Raw genomic sequence first — 17,985 nt, 5'->3', positions numbered from 1 at the left:
GTGACAAATACAGCCGAGGTTCGCCAAAGCAAGGCGAAGTCGATTGCCGGGTGGGTGCTCGTGGTGATCCTTGTCTTGCTCGTGGCGTTTGTTGCTATCCGCGTCAGCGCGAGTTCGCCGAACGAACGCGGGGTGCTTGATCCAGAGAGCCGCAGCGATACCGGTGCGCTCGCCCTTGCCGAGATCTTGCGAGATCAGGGGGTGGAGGTTTCTATCTCCCGTTCTCGCGCGGAAGCACGCGCGGAACTCGACGCGGATACGACCCTGGTGATGACCAATCCCTACACACTCACCGACGATGCTCTCGCCACGTTGATCGAGCCAGCGGAACGAGTTGTTTTTCTCACCACGAGCACGCACCTGCTGAGCGCTCTCAAGATCGGAGAGAACGCTCCTGGAACCCTTTTCGACGCCACCGCGAACTGTGATGTTGCCGAGTTCGCACAGGTAGGAAGCATCCGCGCGGATCGACTCTTCTTGCCGGCAGATGGTGTGCAAGCGTGCTTTGGAACCCCTGCAGGCTCTGCTGTTCTTCTGGACGAAGGCGCCTCACCCCGCCGCGCCGTGGTGGAGGGATCCCGACTCCTGAGCAACGCTTATCTCGCTGAGAACGGTAACGCCGCGCTCGGACTCGCTCTACTGGCACAGACCGATCGCGTCGTTTGGTACGTCCCGAGCCTCGACGACTCCGATATCGAAGGCGAGACAGTAGACACGCTCGGCACTTTGACTCCGCCATGGATCACTCCCGCGATTCTGCTGCTGATGGTCGCTGGCGTGGCCGCGGCACTGTGGCGTGGGCAGCGGTTTGGCCCATTGGTCGCCGAGACACTGCCCGTAACCGTCCGTGCCTCAGAAACGATGCACGGACGCGCGCGACTCACGGCCAAGGCGGGCGACGCTTCCCACGCCGCACAGGCCCTGCGCGATGGCACACAGCGTCGCCTCGCTCGCAAGCTGGGCCTCGCGGCGCACGCCGACGCAGATGAGGTGGCAGACGCCGCGGCTGACCGGCTCCGGATTCCCCGCGGCACCCTGCAGACTCTGCTCGCAGGGCCGCTGCCTTCCGATGACGCGGAGTTGGTGACGCTCGCCCGACAACTAGACGAGCTAGAAGACGCCGTAAACGCGAGCACACACAGTCAGCGAGAAGACTAATGACCAATCGACGAGAACCGTCCATTCATCTCAGAAAAGCCGAGGGAACAACGTGACCGCTGAGAACCACCCCACCGACGATGTAGCGCTCCGGGAAGCAATGCACCGAGTGCGCACAGAGGTTGACAAGGCCGTCATTGGCCAGGCCGGCACTGTCACAGGCCTGCTGGTCTCGTTACTCGCGCGGGGCCATGTGCTTCTGGAGGGCGTGCCTGGCGTGGCCAAAACTCTTGTGGTGCGCTCGTTTGCCCGCGCGCTGGGTCTCGACACGAAGCGCGTGCAGTTCACCCCCGACCTGATGCCTGGCGATGTGACGGGATCACTCGTGTACGACGCCCGTACCGGCGAGTTCGATTTCCGCGCTGGTCCGGTCTTCACCAACATTCTGTTGGCGGATGAGATCAACCGCACCCCTCCGAAGACACAGGCAGCCCTGCTAGAGGCGATGGAAGAGCGTCAGGTCTCTGCGGACGGCGTTAGCCGCGCGCTTCCTGACCCGTTCCTCGTCGCAGCCACCCAGAACCCCATCGAACACGAAGGCACATACTCGCTGCCTGAGGCGCAGCTCGATCGCTTCTTGATGAAGCTCGTTGTCGGCATGCCAGAGCGTGACGCCGAGGTTTCGGTGCTCCGTCGCCATGCCGAAGGCTTCTCGCCGCGCGAACTCACCGGGATCGAGGCGGTAGTCACCGCGGAGGAGATTCGCGCCGCACAGCAAGCCGCAGCCGCCGTCGAAGTGACCGACGATGTGCTCGGCTACGTTGTCGACCTCGCCCGCGCAACACGACAGTCGCCCTCTGTCGAGTTGGGCGCGAGCCCCCGCGCATCGACGGGACTGCTGGCAGCTGCTAAAGCGTGGGCGTGGCTCAACGCATCGTCGGCTGTGACGCCCGATCATGTGCAGACGATGCTGGTGCCGGTATGGCGCCACCGGATGCAATTGCGCCCCGACGCTCAGATGGAGGGCGTGTCAGCCGATGCCGTGCTCACCTCAGTGGTGCAGCAGACCAGGGTGCCGATCTAGGTGTTTGTCACTGGCCGTCTTGCCATCGCACTGGCTGTGGGCCTCATCCCGCTTATCCTCACCGGGTTAGCGGGATATCCGGCGTACGCCGTACTGGGAGCGTGGATCGGCTTGTGCCTGCTGCTGACGGCGGCTGACGTCGCGCTCGCCGCCAGCGCGAAAACGGTGACAGTGAGCCGTCGGCTTCCCCAGCGCGCGCGGATGGGCGACTCCGTCGATGTGAGCGTTGCCGTGCAGAACCACGGCAGCAAGACGCTTCATGCGCTCATCCGCGATGCCTGGCAACCGACCGCTGGGGCACCAACCCAACGACAGCGGCTAGAAGTGCCCGGTGGCGAGCGCGGAAGAGTGTCGTTGACCTTGGTTCCTCGTCGCCGAGGGGAACTCCTCAGTGAATTTGTGATGATCCGTTCGCGAGGCCCTCTGGGGCTCGCTGGCCGGCAAACGAAGCACAGCGTGCGCGGCGCGATTCGTGTGTTGCCCGCTTTCTCCTCTCGCAAGCACCTGCCGTCTCGCCTGGCGCGGCTGCGGGAGCTGGATGGCAATACGAGCATTCAGGTGCGCGGCCAGGGCACCGAGTTCGACTCTCTGCGCGAGTACGTGCGCGGAGACGATGTGCGCTCTATCGACTGGCGTGCCACCGCGCGCGCAGGCACCACGATGCTGCGCACCTGGCGTCCCGAGCGGGATCGACACGTCGTGATCATCATCGACACCGGCCGCACGGCGGCAGCGCGCGTCGGTGATGGCACCCGCGTGGATGCGTCCCTCGAAGCGGCACTTCTGCTGGCGGCCCTTGCCTCACGCGCAGGCGATCACGTGCACCTGCTGATGTATGACCGCACTGTCAGAGGCAGAGTCACCGGCGTCGACGGTACCGCGCTCCTCCCCGCCATGAGCGATGCCATGGCGCCAGTGCACGCCAGACTGGTCGACACCGACTGGCACGGTGCGTTCGCGGCTGTGCGCACCTTCACCACGCGGCCGTCGCTGATCGTCGTTCTCACCGCGCAAGATGCCGCCGAATCGGCTCGAGGTTTTCTCGGGGCTTTCCCTGACGCGTCGCGCGCAACGACCGTGCTGGTCGGCTCCGTCACAGACGACGGCATCCACACGCTCGCACGTCAGCGTGGCTCACGAGAAGAGGTCTATCTCGCCGCCGCAGCCGAGCGCACGTTACGCGATGCCGAGAATGTGGCGGACGCGATTCGCAGAGCCGGAGGCGAAGCCATCGCCGCCGATCCTGAGGAGCTCCCCCCACGTATCGCCGACCGCTACCTCGAGCTGAAGGCGGCTGGCCGACTCTGACCCTCCAGCGGCGGGCGATGGTCAGCCGGTGACGAGACGCGCGGTACCTGACTCGTATTCGAGCAGGTCTCCGGTCTCCCCCTGCCTGTAGGCGCGCCCGCCGATCACGAGCATGTAGATCAAAAAGACGGCCAGAGCCGCGGCGCCAATACCGATCTTCACTGGCCATGGAAGTGACCAGCCAGTGACGAATCCCTCCACAAGGCCCGCGAGCAGGAGAGCGAAGACGAGACCAATTGCCACGGTCGCGAGCCCTCTTCCCTGCTCAGCGAGCGCTTCTCCACGCGAACGGTGTCCAGGAGCAACCCACGCCCAGAACATATGCAGGCCGGCAGCGGCCGCCACAAAAATGCAGGTGAGCTCGAGCATGCCGTGCGGAAGAATATAAAGCACCATGAGGTCGGCCTTGTCGTACGACGCCATGATCGCACCAGTAATACCGGTCGAGATCGCGTTCTGCACGAGCACATAGATCGGCCAGATTCCGGTGATACCGAAGAGCACACACTGCATCGTGATCCACGCGTTGTTGGTCCAGACCATCCCCATGAAGGTCGCGGCGGGATTTTCGGTGTAGTACCCGGTAAAGCTCTCTTCTGCGTACTGCTCCAGGGCATCAGGTGGCCCGAGCGTGGCGACAAGTGCAGGATCACTTGCGATCCATGCCGCAGTGCCGACGACCACAGCCAAGAACGACACGGCGATCACCAGCGTCGTCCAACGCAGCTGGTAAAGAGCGGCAGGAAGCTGCAAGCGGAAGAAGCGTGCCATCTGCGTGAGGATGCTGTCTGAGGCGCCGGTGAGGCGGAGCCTTGCTCGCACCAGGATTGTCGACAGGTAGGCGCCCTGCGGGGAGTCACCGACCGAGGTCTTCAACTCAGCGAGGTCGGCGGATGCCGCGCGGTAGCGCACGACAAGCTCGTCTACCCCCGCCCCATCGAGCCGGGCGCGGCTGAGTTCGTCCAGCCGTTCCCATTCGGTCCGGCGTGCATCAGTCAGAGCATCGGCGTCCACCTGATTTACTGTACTCATGTCCGCCCAACTCGACGCATCCGATGAGGTTCTCTCCGGCGAAGCCGTGGCCATCGATGCGCAACCGGTCGGTTTCATTCTTCGCGCGCTCGGTGCCCTCATCGATATGGCGCTCGGTTTTGCAGTCTTTCTTCTCTGGATCTTCTTGCGCATCTGGCTGCTGGACGCCGGTGTGCTCAATGAGGCCACCGACCGCATCGCCACTGTCTCCGCCATCGTGGTGAGCTTCGTCGTCTTGCCGATCACCATCGAGGTTGCGCTCAAAGGTCGCAGTCTCGGAAAGCTGGCGATCGGTGGTCGGATTGTGCGCGTTGATGGTGGTGCTGCCGGGTTCCGACACGCGTTCATCCGGGGGCTGCTCGGGGTGCTTGAGATTTATATGACCTTCGGTGGCCTTGCTGTCCTCACCGGCGCCTTCAACGCGCGGTCACAGCGGCTGGGCGATCTCGTCGCCGGAACGTACAGTCAGCGGGTGCGCACCCCCGCTCTCGTCACCCACGCACCGGTTCTTCCCCCAGAGCTTGCCGGCTGGGCACAGATCGCCGATGTGGCGCGGATGCCTGACCGACTCGCGAGACGCATCTCGCAGTTTCTGCAGAGCGCCCCTCGCATGGTTCCGGCGGCACGAGCACGCGTCGCCTCCGACCTGCTGAGCGAAGCCGCTCCATTTGTTTCTCCGATGCCCCAGGTTGCCCCCGAGCAGATCCTCGTGGGCATCACCGTCATCCGCAGGGAGCGCGAACGTCGAGCGCTCACCAACGCAGACCATCGCGCCGAACGACTCACCGGGCGGCGTGTCGGTATCTGAAGATCAGAACCGAATCGCGTCGATAACTTTCACGCGCAGTGCAACGACCGCGGGGATAAATCCCGCGACCGCGCCGACGACGACCGAGGCGACCAGCCCGACGACCGCCGCTCGCATCGGGAATGGGGGGATGTCTTGGATTCCATAGAACATCGAAGTCACCACCCAGTCCGAGCGCAGAATCGCCACGACAATCGCGATGCCGACGATCCCGGCGACGGTCGTTGCGACAAGACTCTCCAGGAACACGGCGAAGAACACGCGGTTTGAGCTGGCGCCGAAGGCTCGCCGCACTCCAATCTCCCGCACACGTTGGCGCATCGCCACCAGCTGGATGTTGATCAGGCTCAACGCCCCGAGAGCCAGAATCACCACAGCTATCCCGCCGGTAACCAGTTCGAAGGTGGCCTGAGAGTCCAACGCTCCGGGTTGTGCGGCCCAGTCCGAGCGGGTGACCGTCACTATCTGGCTGGCGGGCAGGCCAGCACGAAGATCCATGGCCATCACCGGGGCGACCTCGTCGACCTCGTCCTGTCCTATCCAAACCTCGTACTGCATCCACGAATCCAGCGGCAAGGCGTCAACGCGTGCCAAGTAGGCGTCGTACAGCAGATCGATACGAAGTTGCTCGTCGCCAAACCCTTCCCGCGGAGTGACGCCCACAATCTGGAAAGTTCCGCCTGGAGCGCCGTCCAGCGTCACCGTCGGGTGCTGCGTTAGCGGAACTCGGCCTAAGCGGTCCCACAGAGCCTCGCTCACGACGACCGCTGGTGCCAGCGCCTCGATATCGGATTCGACGAGGTGGCGGCCCTCCAAAAGCGTTTCACGATGAATCTGCGCGTAGGCCGGGTCCATGGCGCGCACTGCTACCTGAGTAATTCCCCCTGGCAGCTGCGCCCCCAGGAAAATCTGCTGCGCAATGCGTGCCGCGTGACTGAAACTGAAGCGATCGACCACCTTGCTGAAGCGCTCATCGAAATCAGCGGTGTCGACGGGTGATCCATCGCTGGAGTTGAGAGAGACCACGACAGTGGCCGCTCGTCCGCCAGAACGGTCGGACTGCTCTGTCTGGAACTGTTGCTGATATTCGGAGATCGCCACGACCGCCGTAAGCGCTCCGACCGATGCGGCAATGCCGATCAGGCTGAGTAAGACCCGAAGTTTGTGAACGCGGATCTCTGCCCAGGCATCGGAGAGCGCACCGAGAAAGCCTGTCATTCGAGGCTCCCCACTGAAGTCGACGGTACGGACGCCGAGAGCGTCGATGCTTCGAAAGCCCGGGTGAGGTCAACGGTTTCGAGCTGACCGGCATCCAGACGGTAGTGTCGCCGCGCACGCGCAGCGACGTGCAGGTCGTGGGTAATTGTGACAAGCGCCGCAGATGTCTCTGTCGCGACCTCATCGAGAAGCGACATCACCGAAGCACCCGTGTCGATATCGAGGGCGCCTGTCGGTTCGTCCGCAAGAATCAGGACGGGTTTACGTACAAGCGCCCTGGCGATCGCCACTCGTTGCTGCTCACCGCCGGAGAGGCGGTCAGCGACCTGATCGATGCGATGCCCCAGCCCGACCCGCTCCAACATGTCGGTAGCGATCTGCCGCCGATCCCAGAACATTCGCCCTTTAGCGTGCCCCAGGGGCATCATCACGTTGTCGATGGCCGAGCGGCCAGGGAGCAGATTGAACTGCTGAAAAACGAAACCAACATTGTCGCCCCGTAGCCGGTCGAGGCGTCCTGAACGCATCTTGCCGACTTCGCGGCCCTCGAACGAGACGGAACCAGCGCTCGGGGCGTCCAGCATTCCCAGGATGTTGAGTAGCGTCGACTTTCCGGATCCAGAACGCCCCACGATCGAGACATGATCCCCCGCTCCCACTTCGAGCGTGACGCTGCGAAGAATTTCGAGGCGCGAATCGTCAGCGAGCAGGACGCTTTTTGAGACGTCTTGCAGTGCGACAAGACTCACCAGTTCGTTCCGCTCTCGCACTCTTCCACGCCGGGTGCTACCTCGTAGCAATACTCCTCAACCGGCGCCACAAAACCGGGAACGAACTCGCGAATGCTGTCCCCCTCTTCCAGCCCTTCGAGCACCTCGACCATCACCCCGTCGTTAATGCCCACAGTGACTGCTCGTTCCTCCGGCTCGGCGCCATCATCGGCGTCGACCCAGACATTGCCGGTCTCCGCACCACCCTGTACCGCTGTGACGGGGATGATGAGTGCGTCGTCGACTTGACCGAGAGCGAGATCCATCGACGCAGGGAGACCGGCGAAGACGGTCTGATCAGTGGGAATCGCGCAGCGCACGTTGGCGACGCCTTCGGCAGTCACCTGCACCTTCACACCGGTGCAGGCGAAGGGAGCAGGACCGCCAGTGATCGTCACTGTCGCCTCTGTGGGGGCGTCGACGAGGCGGTATAGCTGGACAGGATCGACAGTCGCGAGCACGTGATAGCGAGCTGGCGTGAGCCGGTAAGACTCTGCCCCCGCCGCCGTCGACTGTCCCTTTACAAGCGCGAGATCTGACACATCGCCCGCCTCTGGCGCGAGGACGTCGATGTCTTTTCGCGGCTCATCTTGGCGGACGGTAAAAATTTTCTGGCCGGCCTTGACCGTCGCTCCTTCTCCCACGTGCACAGCTGTGACGGTGCCGTCGATCTCGTTTCGCACGGCAAACGCATCATCGCGGGCAACGTTGCCATTCAGACTGAGCGCATTGACGACCGAACCCCGCTCCACCACAACCACCGGTTCGGTGAGGGCCGCTTCTGGGCTGACAGTGCCTACGACCTCGTCAGGAAAGAACGCAATTTTTGCCAGCGCAACGGCGCATACGCCGAGGATCACGACCATGAGCAAGGGGAAGATCCAGCGGCGCCAGATGATCACGAATGCCTTTCCGGCAACACCGCCCTGGTACGCCTGCGGTTAGCGTACACAGACTTCATTCTGCAGCGTGGAGTGAAATCAGCTTTCCGAGCACACGCTCAGGCACGAAGCGCTTCGTGGCGCAGCACCAGCCAGCCAGCAGGAACAGATAGACGCTCCGCATGGGGCAAACACAGGTCTTGCGCCTGCGGATCGTTTGCTGCACCGAGAGGGCCAAGCGCTGCCATCTGGTCGCCATAGTCGTAGGTCAGCGTGGCAACGGCTTCTCGCGTGCAGCCGACCTTCGAGCACTGTCGTTCGTTCATCTTCGTCAGCGTAGATCGGCACCCGCTGCACCACCGGAGGCCGCGCCGCAGACACCAGGCACCGCCTAGACTTTCGACATGCCTCGTCGTCGTACCGCTCCTGCCCCTGCCCCTCGGCGTGGTGCGCGGCATGGCAGACACGGCCGCCTCGGACGTAGCGAAGTGGTGCGACCGCCTCTCGCTCCCCTCGACGGCCGCTTGGACCGCTTCGATCTCACCGTCGGCACAGCGGTCGAGTTCTTGCGAGGCACATGGCCAGAGTTGCAAGAAGTCAGGTTCGAGATCGGCGCTATTCCCGGCTTCGACGCGGCGGATTCAGTTCCTCGCTGGTACGTCGATCGCAAGAATCAGCGCATAGTGCTGTTCCGTCTTCCGATCGAACGGATGCTACCGCCTGGTCACGATGATGCAGCGCACCGCCGGATGGCGATCGAAAGCGCAGTCTTCAGAGCAGCCGCAGAGTACGTAGGGCGCGAACCCTGGGATATCGGGCACGACCACTGAGGCCCAAGCCTCGACGGAGAGATCAGCGTCAGGGGTAGACCGTGATCGAGTTCTCTACTCCCCCGCTGGGTTGCACCGGCAAAACAGCGAGCGCTCCGGTAGCGGTGAGGGTGACGGCGGCGTGCACTGGTGAGTTCGTCTGCAAGAGGTAGGTCGTACTCGCGGCGACCTCCACACCGGTAGATGTGCCGGCGGCGACGACGACCTCGACCGGCTGACCCCCCTCAAGGGACTCCAGGGTGACAGTTACATCTTCGTCTGCAGGATTCGACAGCTGTAAGCGAGGCGAGGGCCCATCCGGGACCTCAAAAGCCACGTCTGAGTCGATCGTAGGTGAAGGCATCACCCAGGCGAAGTCAGAATCGAGACCAAACCCGTCTTGCTCGCGGATCGCCGCGACCAGAGGTGCGTCTGCTTCTACCTCGACCGTGTACATGCCCGGTTCCAAGCCACTGAGCGAGACCTGCGACGGCAGGTCGGCATCCAGGGGCACCGTGAACTCTTCGACAGACGTTGTTGTGCCCTCTCGTTGCACGCGCACTTCAGCACGCGCATCCGCACCAGGTGCGAGCAGGCGCATGACGGCCATCTCTGAGTCGTCGCCGGCTGATACGAAGGATTGCACCCCGGTGAAAACAAGTTTCTGCTGAGCGCCAGCGACCGCATCTTGCAAATCAATGCCAGCGGGATCCAGCACCCGAACAAGCGACGACTGCAGCACGGCACGAACGGGAGCGCCTACCGCATTCACTTTCACGATCGGAGCGTCATCGCCACTCGCGATCGAGGCCAGAGGAAGCGCCACCTGCGACTTGGCCGGAACAATTGCGGTGCTCGTGCTGCGCACATTTCCGTAGACCGAGAGCGTAACGGTCGAAGGAACCTCTGCGGCGTTCGTGAGCACCACGACGTCTTCTGTTCCCGTATCGGTGCTTCCACCGACGAGCCAGGAGTCCAGCCGCGGTGTGCCGCACGGCAACGCGGCGTACCCTGCGAGGTCTTCGGTCGCGAGCGTCATCGACTCCGCTCCGGCGATCAGCGGTGCTGCACGGTCAACCACCGCTCCGGTCAGCAGTTGCGCCTCCCCCGCATCCGTGAGGTCTTGAGGCGTGATTCCTTGCGTCGTCGGATCTCCCGCGGTACCGCCAAACGTAAGCGTCGGTGAGGCGGCCGAGAGCATAGCCAGCGGATCTTCTGCATTGCGTCCGAGTGCAAGGAAATCTCCGTTGCACACGACGACGCTATCGCCGGGCAGCGGAGTTACGTCGACCTGAGCAGGCTCATGCGCGACGGTCGGCCAAGGCGCGTACACCGCAGCAGTGACACCGATCACACACGCGGCGGCGAAGGCGACGCCTGCAACGACCCGTGCGCTTGTTGCGGCAACGCGGAAAGCACGCTTCCGGCTCATCGTTCCTCCTCCGCTTCGGGCTCTGACCGCGAGTCGTCTTCGACCGAATCGGCGTCATCCATCGCGACGACATCTTCCGCAGGCGCACTCTCCGCGTCTGGATCAACAGACGGTTCAGCGATCGGCGCGAGCGCTTCGTCATTCAGAGCCGGAGCGTCCTGAGGCTCCTCCAACGCACCGACCGGCTGATCCTCGGCATCTTCCCGGTCCTCTGCGTGCCGAGGGAGGACGAGAGGCTCTTCCGGAACCCGCCCCACGATGCGCGACTGCGCCCTGGCAGCGCGGCGTGACGCACGGGTTGGAATCGACAGCAATAGAGCCGCAAAGACGGCCAAAAGCTGCACCGTCATCACCAGGCGAGCGGTGCTCTGTTCCGCGGCGGTGAGCGAAAGAGGTGCCTCGACCTCGGTGTCCAGCCGCCACAGCACGCCACGATCGGTCGTGCCCGCGTGAACAAGACCAGCACGCTGGTCAATCGAAGCGACCGCCGTGGTGCGAAGCGCTCGTGCTTTATCTTCTTCGTCAGGCACCTCAGCGATCAAGACGTAACTAATACCGTTGGCGGCCAGCTCACCCGGCGCATCGAACTCGCGCGCCGAGAGGAGATCTACGGCCAGGGTGGAGATATCTGACCCCTGAGGCTCCACAGCGGTAGACACCATGGTGGAACGCGAGCCAAGCGTCTCGCTGGCACCTCGGGCAACGTCGACAGCGAGTGCGCCGTCGTTTTGAGGGGTGAGAATCAAAGTGGCGATCGATAGATCCCCCGCAGCCTGCGCCGCGACGTACGCGGGCAAGGTGGATTCCGGGCCGTTCGTGAGTACGGAGCGTCCCGCGTGCATGGCCGTGAGCGCGGGCACGGCGCACACGACCAGCGTGGCCGCCGCCGCGACGGCGGCGACAACCCTCAGACGTGGCAGGGTGATGGCCGTGTCGAGCGTCACGAGCGCCGCGCCAACCACGCCGAGCCAAGCCAAGCTGAGACCAGCCCCTGGCCAGATAGCGACCGGAGTTCCCTGAGCGAAGCTGACGGTCACGCCCACGGCCGCAAACGCCGTCGCAAGGCCGACGAGCGCGACCAGAAGCAGCACGATTCCTGCGCGCCAACGCGGAGCGACGGCAGCACCGAGCGCCAGGAGAGCAAGCGGTGCACAAAGCACCGGAACCCACGGCACGAACGATTCTGGGAGGAACGTTGTCCAGCCAGCGAATCCCTCAGTGGGGAAACCTGTGGCGAGCGCGAATCTTCCCGCGGTATCTGCCGCGGCCTGCGGTCCTGCCCAGATCAGGCCAGGATCCCCCAGCAGCGCCAAGGGTGTTCCCTGCGAAACTTGCCAGAAGATCAGCGGAGCAAAGAGCGCAGCCGTCGGAATGAGTAGCCACAGCACGCGGCCTGCTCCGCGGAATCGCCCGGCCGCCAGCACAATACCCAGTGCAACGACCCAGAGCAGCACGAGCGCTGGGGCAAGCGACGGCGCACACGCGATGACGGCGGCGAGCACCAGAGAGGCACTCCCTGCTGCACCCCATGAACGGTGCGCAACGACCGCAGTATGAAACAGCCACGGAAGCAAGAGGTGCACCAGCACGGCGGCTGGACGCCCATCAACAAGGGCAATCAGGAATGTCGGAGCGAGCGCCCACGCGACACCCGCAAAAATTCGTAGACCTTCGCGATCCGTGACCCTGGTGGCAGCAAACCAGCCGCCAAGTACGGCGAGCGGAAGGGCAAGCAACCACAGCAACACCAGCGAGAACGATGGCCCTGCTGGCCATAGCGTCCCCAGTACCGCAACGACGGCGGCAAATGGGTCGGCGGGACCGACCAGATCGACGGCGACTCCGCGCATGCCCCACGCCGCATCGCTCCACAGCGCCGCGACGGTCTGACGCAGCGGCAACAGGCCGCCACCGCCCAGTGCTGTCCACGCCAGAAGAGATGTAAACGACGCCACACTCACGACAAGCGCTGCGAGCACTGCCCAGGCACCGCCACCGGAGAAGAAGCGTAGTTCGCTGACCGCGCCTCCTTCGCTGCCATGACCGTCGTCGAGACGTCGGCGGAGTTCAGTCGATGTAATCCGCAGGGGCGTGATACTTGCCCACGTGGACGAGCGGAAAGCGCGAATTCTGGATCGTGATCTGGCCACCGCCCCCACGCGGAACATCGCAGTGATCGCGGCACCCCACTCCGGGAGAACGGCCTCAGGCCGCTTCGCGATGAGGTCGGTGATGGAACGCCAGAGCGCAAGCGGAAGCAGGCTCAGCCAGTGAAGTGCGACAGCGGGCGCTGGGGCGTAAGCCAACCGGCGGTGCAGCTGAGCCAGGCGCGTCACGAAGGCACGCCTGGTGCGCCCGTGCGGCAGAGCGGCCGGCCCATCAGGGGCTACAGTTACGCGCGCGTTCGGCGCCAAGACAACCCGTCCGCCGCCCAGGCGAGCACGCACGCCGAGGTCGAGTCCTTCATCTGCTCCTGCGAGCGCCGGGTCTGGTCGCAAGGCATCGCGCACCTCGCCCCGGATGAGAATGCCGCGGATGTCGGACCCGAGCGCATCGTCTGAGCGGTCGTGCTGACCTTGATCCAACTCTCCCGCTGCGAGTTCAACGGAGCGTCCGAGGGTCGTCATGGTGACACCGAGCGAAACGATCTCGCGTTCGTTGTCGGACGAGATGAGTTTTGGGGCGACGATTGCCGCAGAAGGCGAGCGCTCTAGAGTGCCACGAAGACGTTCCAATGCCAGAGGATGCGGGGCTGTGTCTTGCGCGAGCAACCAGATCGCACTGCCTTGCTGTACGCGTGGCCGAGCAAGTTCGACGGCCTCGGCGAACGAGGTCGACGATTTGGTTTCAATAATGCCTTCGACGGTGGTGGCGACGGACTCGCTTTCGCGTGCCGAAGTCGCGTCGCCGCATATCACCAGCGTGACGGCCGCCGGAGGTGCGCTCTGGGACCGCAGGGCTTCAAGAGTGCGGAGAAGTTGCGCGCGGGAGGATGATCCATTGCGCGCGACGATGATGGCGTGAACTCGGGCTGGCATGACGTCGTCAGCCTATGCGGGCAAAGGTCAGCCCCAGAGCACCGGACGCGGCGCGCCCGCGAAGATATGCGCCCCCTATGGGCGTCTCTCGGGGACGAAAGATCAGCTGGCGCGGCGCTTGAGCTTGCGACGCTCGCGCTCGGAGAGGCCACCCCAGATACCGAAGCGCTCATCGTTGTTGAGCGCGTACTCAAGGCACTCGCCCCGCACATCGCATGAAGTGCAGATGCGCTTCGCGTCTCTGGTCGATCCGCCCTTCTCCGGGAAGAAGGCTTCGGGGTCGGTCTGCGAACAAAGCGCTTCGGCCTGCCACGAAAGGGCACTGTCGTCGTCGGCGGCATCCGGGCGTCGTACCCCTGGTACGCCGAGGTTGATCGGATCGACAAACCAGTTCTCTGGTACGTCTGAACGGTAACCCGTCATCTCGATCTCCAACCCTGTCTCCGCCCCCCGCGGGCCGTGCACTTGACTAATTACACCCGTGTCATTCGCTCGGGTCAAGTCGCGGATACTAAACCCTCAAGCCGGTAGTTAAAGTCTCTAGCGTTTTACCGGCGTGTCGCGGCTCGGAATCCGGCCTCAGCTTCCTGGACCAGCAATAAAGACTTCCCCCACACCCGTGACTGTCGCGACGCGCTCGCCTTCATCAACAAATGCCGCAGATCCCACTGCGAGGTCGACCGACTCTCCAGAAGACGTTGAAACCGAAACTGTGCCAGCGGTGGAGAGCACCATCGTGGGACCTGAAACTTCGATGGCCACTGGATCACCCTGCACAACAATCCGATTGAGCGAGAAGTCAGCTACCGGCACCGGGTAGTGGGTGAGTCCGCTGTCGCCGACGCCACGCAGCACCGGCACTTCACCGGGAGTCGTGTCGAGAATCGAGAGGAGCTCCGGCACGTCGATGCGCTTGGGCGTGAGTCCTCCGCGAAGAACGTTGTCGCTTGCAGCCATGATCTCAACACCAAGGCCTGAGAGGTAAGCGTGCAGCAGCCCAGCCCGAAGGAACACACCTTCGCCGCGGCGCAGCACCAGATGGTTCATCAACAGCGCGACGACAACGCCGGGATCTCCCTCGTAGGTGGCGGCCACGCGGGCGATCGCGCGGAGGGTCGTTTGCCACTCCCCTGCGTCTTCTCGCTCGGCGGCGACGATAACCGCAGCGATAATTTCGTTGACCTCTTGTTGGGCGTCTCCACCGAGCAACCACGCAATAACGTCACGCAGCGCATCGCCATCTGCTTCGAGACGCGCACGCAGCTGCGCGACGCCGGCGTTGTCATCCAGCAGCTCAAGCAAAACGAGCGTGTCGGAGACAGGGCGTAGCCCGCTCAACGACTCGAAACGGTCACTGAGAGCGACGAGAAGCTCTGGCTTGTGGTTTCCGTCGCGATAGTTGCGTTGTGGATCGTCTGCGGCGAGCGCGCCTTCGCGCTCCCATCCGGCACGCGCCTGGTCGAGCGTGGGGTGCACCTGAATAGACAGCGGACGGGCCGCCGCGAGCAGCTTAAGGAGATAAGGAAGCGTGCCCCCGGTGACCTGGTCAAGCGTGCCGCCACCAGCGACATCTGCGGGGTCACCTGGGTGATCCCCAAACCACACTTCGGCTTCCGGAGCCCCCGTGGGGGTGCGTCCTTCGAGGTCGGCAAGGAGCGAGGCTGATCCCCAGGCGTAGTCGCGGGGCGTGTTCGAAAGGCTCAACAGCATGCCACCAGCGTAGAGGCGTGCGAGACATCCCGAGGACGCTCCGAGCGTCGGGGCGGTAACCTGAACGCGATGGCTCAGTACACGAAGCATCCAGTGACTGCCCCGCCCACCGCGCCGGAACGCGAGGCCACGGGGCACCTTCTGTTGCGCGCATACGTGATTGTGACTTTTATCATCACGTTCGCCCACTCAGCGGTGTACAACCTGCTCGGGCAAAATGGGGCGGCGGTCACGCTTGTCATCTTTACGCTTGCCACTGTGGGCATCGGCGTACCGATGCTCGCTCAGAACCGCCCGCAGCCGTTCCGCTGGCGACGTCTGCCGTGGACGGCACTCGGGTACACCGCTCTCGCTCTCATCTCGGTTGCCTGGTCAGAGTGGCGCGCACCGACGCTCATTACCTGGGTGTTGCTGGCTGCTGTCACCGTCAACGGGCTCTTCGTCGCGCACGTTCTCACCTGGCACGAGATCGTGCGCGCTCTGTCGTCGGCCTTCAAGTGGATTCTCGGGCTCTCGCTGGCCCTCGAACTCTGGGTTTCGCTGGTCGTGCACGGTCCACTCCTCCCGAACTTCTTCGTCGCCCCTGAGGGAGACCTCGACCCGCAGTGGTACTGGGTGCGCGACAACCTTTTCGACGGCGGCAGGATTCAGGGCATCGTGGGGAATGCGAACATTCTCGCGATCATTTCCCTCTTCGCCATCATCACGTTTGGCGTGTTGTTTGCCGCCCGCGAGCGCTGGCGCACCACGCTCGCGCTGTGGATCCTTCTCGCGGGATACTTCTTGTTCCGCACCTCTTCGGCAACCGTGCTCGCCTGTGCCGTCGCGGTGGCGATAGTTCTCACCGTGGCGATGTTGATGCGGCGCACGAGCACTCCCAGCGAGCGGACTCGAATCTATGTGGTGGCGATCGGTGGCACCACCGTGGTTACCGCGGCGGTGTGGCTGTTTCAAGCACCGTTGTTGGCGCTGCTCGGCCGCAGTTCAGACCTCACCGGACGCTCCGACCTCATCTGGGCGAAGGTCTTCGAGCGGGCGAGCACCCACCCCGTGTTCGGCAACGGCTTCTCCAGCCCGTGGATCCCTACAGACCCCGCCTTCGAAGGCTGGATCGTTGACCATGGCATCACGGTCTTTCACGCGCACAACATGTGGCTCGATGTCTTTTTACAACTCGGCATCTTGGGCGTGGTCTTGATGGGTCTCGCGTACGTGTCGCTGCTGTGGCGAGCATGGTTCTTCGCCATCGATCGGCCGCGGTGGGATCTCGATGCCACGCGCAGATTCTCTCCTTTGACGCTGTTGCCGAGCCTGTTCACGGTGGTCCTGCTTGTGCAAGGGTTCTCCGAATCGACACCGATCATGCTCTGGGGCTGGATGCTCCTCATCCTGTTCTCGTTCAAACTCAAGTCGGTGCCGCTGGTGGGTGTCGGTGAACGCGACCTCGTTTTTGAACGAGGCATGCGGCAACGGCGGGTGCCGTGACCCCCAGTCGTCCGCTGGTGCGGCTGCTCGGCTCGGTCGAGCTTGCGCGCGCTTTCACGCTGGCTGCACTCACCGCAGTATTCGGCTCGTACGCGATCGAACGGATGACGTCTTCGGTCACCTTGGCGACCGTGATCGCACTGCTCTGCCTCCTCGGCGCTGCAATCCTTTGGGTGCGCAGGGAAGAGCTGTCGTTGCTGCGAATCGCGCCATCGTCGCTCTTGGCTTTTCTCGCCTGGGCGCTCGTGAGCCTCGCTTGGACGACAGACCGATCCGACACGTTGCTGGGTTGGATGTCGCTTTTCGGCTACGCCTTTCTCGCGATCACCATCGGTCATCTCCGCGACACGCTGCAGACAGTGCGGGCGATCGGTGACACTCTTCGTGTGCTTCTGAGCGTCTCGCTCGGCGTCGAGATCTTGTCGGGGATTCTGTTCGACGTCCCGTTTACATTCCTCGCGGTGCAGGGAAATCTGGCGGAGGGCGGCCCGATTCAAGGCGTGTTCGGTAGCCGAAACATGCTCGGGTTTATCGCAGTTATCGCACTCATCACCTTCGTCATCGAATGGCGCACACAATCGGTTGATGCCCCGCTCGCTGTGCTGTCTATCGCACTGGGAACATCACTCGCGTTTCTTTCCGCCTCCCCCACCGTCGTCGTCCTCGCGGTCGCTGTCGGGCTGGTCACCATCGCCCTCACGATCGTGCGGCATACCTCGCCCCAACGGCGAGACCTCGTGCAGTGGGCGCTAGGCATCCTCGTCGCGCTTACTCTCGCCGGCGCATTTGCGCTGCGTCATCAGATCATTGCGCTGCTGGATGCGGGGTCGGACTTCTCTATCCGGGCATCACTGTGGAACACAATTCTCGACTTCGTCGCCGTGAAGCCGATTGAAGGCTGGGGGTGGTTCGGCGAGTGGGCGCGCGGCGAGTACCCATTCACGTTCATCAACTACCAGCTCAACGATCGACATCAGAGCGCACTGAACGCGTTCTTCGACGTGCTTCTTCAGCTCGGGGCCGCCGGTTTGGTGTTGTTCCTTCTTCTGGGCGGTATCGCCCTGGTGCGGTCTTGGCTCGTCGCGAGCGCTCGCCGATCTGTCATCTACGCCTGGACCCCCATCGTGCTGGTCACGCTGGCGGTCGACTCGATGTTCGAGAGCTTCACGCTCGTTGATACCGGCTGGTTCATGCTCGTGCTGTGTGCACTTCGAGCCGGACAATCGCGCTCGTGGCGCGAGAGCATTGATGCTGCCCACACGGGCGCGATTCCTACACTCGGCCCACAGAAGTAGTCGGCGGGGCTTGAGCT

16 protein-coding genes are annotated in these 17,985 nt (G+C 63.6%); 7 read left to right on the top strand and 9 right to left on the bottom strand.

The features are described 5' to 3' along the window. The 3 genes from AB0O87_RS07975 (at window position 1) to AB0O87_RS07965 (ending at window position 3,490) form a co-directional block, all read left to right on the top strand. Window positions 1-1,158 (top strand): DUF4350 domain-containing protein, encoded by a 1,158-nt coding sequence (locus tag AB0O87_RS07975; RefSeq protein WP_363513819.1) that lies wholly within the window; start codon window positions 1-3, stop codon window positions 1,156-1,158. Window positions 1,159-1,258: 100 nt separating this feature from the next. Further along, the gene (locus tag AB0O87_RS07970; RefSeq protein ID WP_363516156.1) at window positions 1,259-2,182 is read left to right on the top strand and encodes a MoxR family ATPase; all 924 of its coding nucleotides are present in this window, start codon (window positions 1,259-1,261) and stop codon (window positions 2,180-2,182) included. Further along, window positions 2,183-3,490, top strand: coding sequence for a DUF58 domain-containing protein (locus AB0O87_RS07965; RefSeq protein ID WP_363513816.1), 1,308 nt, complete (start codon window positions 2,183-2,185; stop codon window positions 3,488-3,490). Between the two features lie 21 nt (window positions 3,491-3,511). On the opposite strand, the gene AB0O87_RS07960 is transcribed toward AB0O87_RS07965, so the two are convergent. Continuing rightward, window positions 3,512-4,504, bottom strand: a complete 993-nt coding sequence (locus AB0O87_RS07960; protein ID WP_363516153.1) for a stage II sporulation protein M — start codon at window positions 4,502-4,504, stop codon at window positions 3,512-3,514. Between the two features lie 16 nt (window positions 4,505-4,520). Between AB0O87_RS07960 and AB0O87_RS07955 the strand changes: the two genes are divergently transcribed. Continuing rightward, on the top strand, window positions 4,521-5,330 hold the full coding sequence (locus AB0O87_RS07955) for an RDD family protein (RefSeq protein WP_363513813.1): 810 nt from the start codon (window positions 4,521-4,523) through the stop codon (window positions 5,328-5,330). 3 nt (window positions 5,331-5,333) lie between these two features. On the opposite strand, the gene AB0O87_RS07950 is transcribed toward AB0O87_RS07955, so the two are convergent. The 4 genes from AB0O87_RS07950 to AB0O87_RS07935 all read right to left on the bottom strand — a co-directional run bounded on the left by AB0O87_RS07950 (window position 5,334) and on the right by AB0O87_RS07935 (window position 8,525). After that, on the bottom strand, window positions 5,334-6,548 hold the full coding sequence (locus AB0O87_RS07950) for an ABC transporter permease (protein ID WP_363513810.1): 1,215 nt from the start codon (window positions 6,546-6,548) through the stop codon (window positions 5,334-5,336). Continuing rightward, the gene (locus AB0O87_RS07945) at window positions 6,545-7,297 is read right to left on the bottom strand and encodes an ABC transporter ATP-binding protein (RefSeq protein WP_363513807.1); all 753 of its coding nucleotides are present in this window, start codon (window positions 7,295-7,297) and stop codon (window positions 6,545-6,547) included. The genes AB0O87_RS07950 and AB0O87_RS07945 overlap by 4 nt, the downstream gene beginning before the upstream one ends. Continuing rightward, window positions 7,294-8,220: an efflux RND transporter periplasmic adaptor subunit gene (locus AB0O87_RS07940; protein ID WP_363513804.1), complete on the bottom strand. Its 927-nt coding sequence runs from the start codon at window positions 8,218-8,220 to the stop codon at window positions 7,294-7,296. The genes AB0O87_RS07945 and AB0O87_RS07940 overlap by 4 nt, the downstream gene beginning before the upstream one ends. A gap of 98 nt (window positions 8,221-8,318) precedes the next feature. Then, window positions 8,319-8,525 carry a DUF3499 family protein gene (locus AB0O87_RS07935; protein ID WP_363513801.1) on the bottom strand — a complete coding sequence of 69 codons (207 nt, stop codon included), beginning with the start codon at window positions 8,523-8,525 and terminating at the stop codon, window positions 8,319-8,321. Between the two features lie 78 nt (window positions 8,526-8,603). On the opposite strand from AB0O87_RS07935, the gene AB0O87_RS07930 reads away from it, so the two are divergent. Next, window positions 8,604-9,029 carry a hypothetical protein gene (locus AB0O87_RS07930; RefSeq protein ID WP_363513798.1) on the top strand — a complete coding sequence of 142 codons (426 nt, stop codon included), beginning with the start codon at window positions 8,604-8,606 and terminating at the stop codon, window positions 9,027-9,029. Window positions 9,030-9,057: 28 nt separating this feature from the next. On the opposite strand, the gene AB0O87_RS07925 is transcribed toward AB0O87_RS07930, so the two are convergent. The 4 genes from AB0O87_RS07925 to manA form a co-directional block, all read right to left on the bottom strand. Continuing rightward, a complete protein-coding gene (locus tag AB0O87_RS07925) occupies window positions 9,058-10,440 on the bottom strand; it encodes a DUF5719 family protein (protein ID WP_363513795.1) in 1,383 nt (460 codons plus the stop codon). Further along, complete coding sequence (locus AB0O87_RS07920) at window positions 10,437-13,478, bottom strand: glycosyltransferase (RefSeq protein WP_363513792.1); 3,042 nt, start codon at window positions 13,476-13,478, stop codon at window positions 10,437-10,439. Before AB0O87_RS07920 ends, AB0O87_RS07925 begins: the two co-directional genes overlap by 4 nt. Window positions 13,479-13,580: 102 nt before the next feature. After that, complete coding sequence (locus AB0O87_RS07915; RefSeq protein WP_363513789.1) at window positions 13,581-13,901, bottom strand: WhiB family transcriptional regulator; 321 nt, start codon at window positions 13,899-13,901, stop codon at window positions 13,581-13,583. Window positions 13,902-14,057: 156 nt separating this feature from the next. Further along, window positions 14,058-15,188 carry a mannose-6-phosphate isomerase, class I gene (gene manA / locus AB0O87_RS07910; protein WP_363513786.1) on the bottom strand — a complete coding sequence of 377 codons (1,131 nt, stop codon included), beginning with the start codon at window positions 15,186-15,188 and terminating at the stop codon, window positions 14,058-14,060. Between the two features lie 69 nt (window positions 15,189-15,257). Between manA and AB0O87_RS07905 the strand changes: the two genes are divergently transcribed. Together AB0O87_RS07905 and AB0O87_RS07900 are read left to right on the top strand one after the other, a co-directional pair. Then, window positions 15,258-16,673: an O-antigen ligase family protein gene (locus tag AB0O87_RS07905; protein WP_363513783.1), complete on the top strand. Its 1,416-nt coding sequence runs from the start codon at window positions 15,258-15,260 to the stop codon at window positions 16,671-16,673. Then, window positions 16,670-17,968 carry an O-antigen ligase family protein gene (locus AB0O87_RS07900; protein WP_363513780.1) on the top strand — a complete coding sequence of 433 codons (1,299 nt, stop codon included), beginning with the start codon at window positions 16,670-16,672 and terminating at the stop codon, window positions 17,966-17,968. Before AB0O87_RS07905 ends, AB0O87_RS07900 begins: the two co-directional genes overlap by 4 nt. Window positions 17,969-17,985: the final 17 nt, after the last annotated feature.

This window comes from Microbacterium sp. NPDC076768 (assembly GCF_040687205.1).
GTDB lineage: Bacteria > Actinomycetota > Actinomycetes > Actinomycetales > Microbacteriaceae > Microbacterium.
Note: the sequence above shows the minus strand (reverse complement) of the source record. Positions and strands in the feature narration are given on the sequence as shown.

Bases quoted from the DNA above. Each gene is read 5' to 3' on its own strand.
- AB0O87_RS07955 (WP_363513813.1), top strand. From the start codon at position 4,521: ATGTCCGCCCAACTCGACGCATCCGATGAGGTTCTCTCCGGCGAAGCC.
- manA (WP_363513786.1), bottom strand. From the start codon at position 15,188: ATGCTGTTGAGCCTTTCGAACACGCCCCGCGACTACGCCTGGGGATCA.
- AB0O87_RS07915 (WP_363513789.1), bottom strand. From the start codon at position 13,901: ATGACGGGTTACCGTTCAGACGTACCAGAGAACTGGTTTGTCGATCCG.
- AB0O87_RS07970 (WP_363516156.1), top strand. From the start codon at position 1,259: ATGCACCGAGTGCGCACAGAGGTTGACAAGGCCGTCATTGGCCAGGCC.
- AB0O87_RS07950 (WP_363513810.1), bottom strand. From the start codon at position 6,548: ATGACAGGCTTTCTCGGTGCGCTCTCCGATGCCTGGGCAGAGATCCGC.
- AB0O87_RS07920 (WP_363513792.1), bottom strand. From the start codon at position 13,478: ATGCCAGCCCGAGTTCACGCCATCATCGTCGCGCGCAATGGATCATCC.
- AB0O87_RS07905 (WP_363513783.1), top strand. From the start codon at position 15,258: ATGGCTCAGTACACGAAGCATCCAGTGACTGCCCCGCCCACCGCGCCG.
- AB0O87_RS07930 (WP_363513798.1), top strand. From the start codon at position 8,604: ATGCCTCGTCGTCGTACCGCTCCTGCCCCTGCCCCTCGGCGTGGTGCG.
- AB0O87_RS07925 (WP_363513795.1), bottom strand. From the start codon at position 10,440: ATGAGCCGGAAGCGTGCTTTCCGCGTTGCCGCAACAAGCGCACGGGTC.
- AB0O87_RS07935 (WP_363513801.1), bottom strand. From the start codon at position 8,525: ATGAACGAACGACAGTGCTCGAAGGTCGGCTGCACGCGAGAAGCCGTT.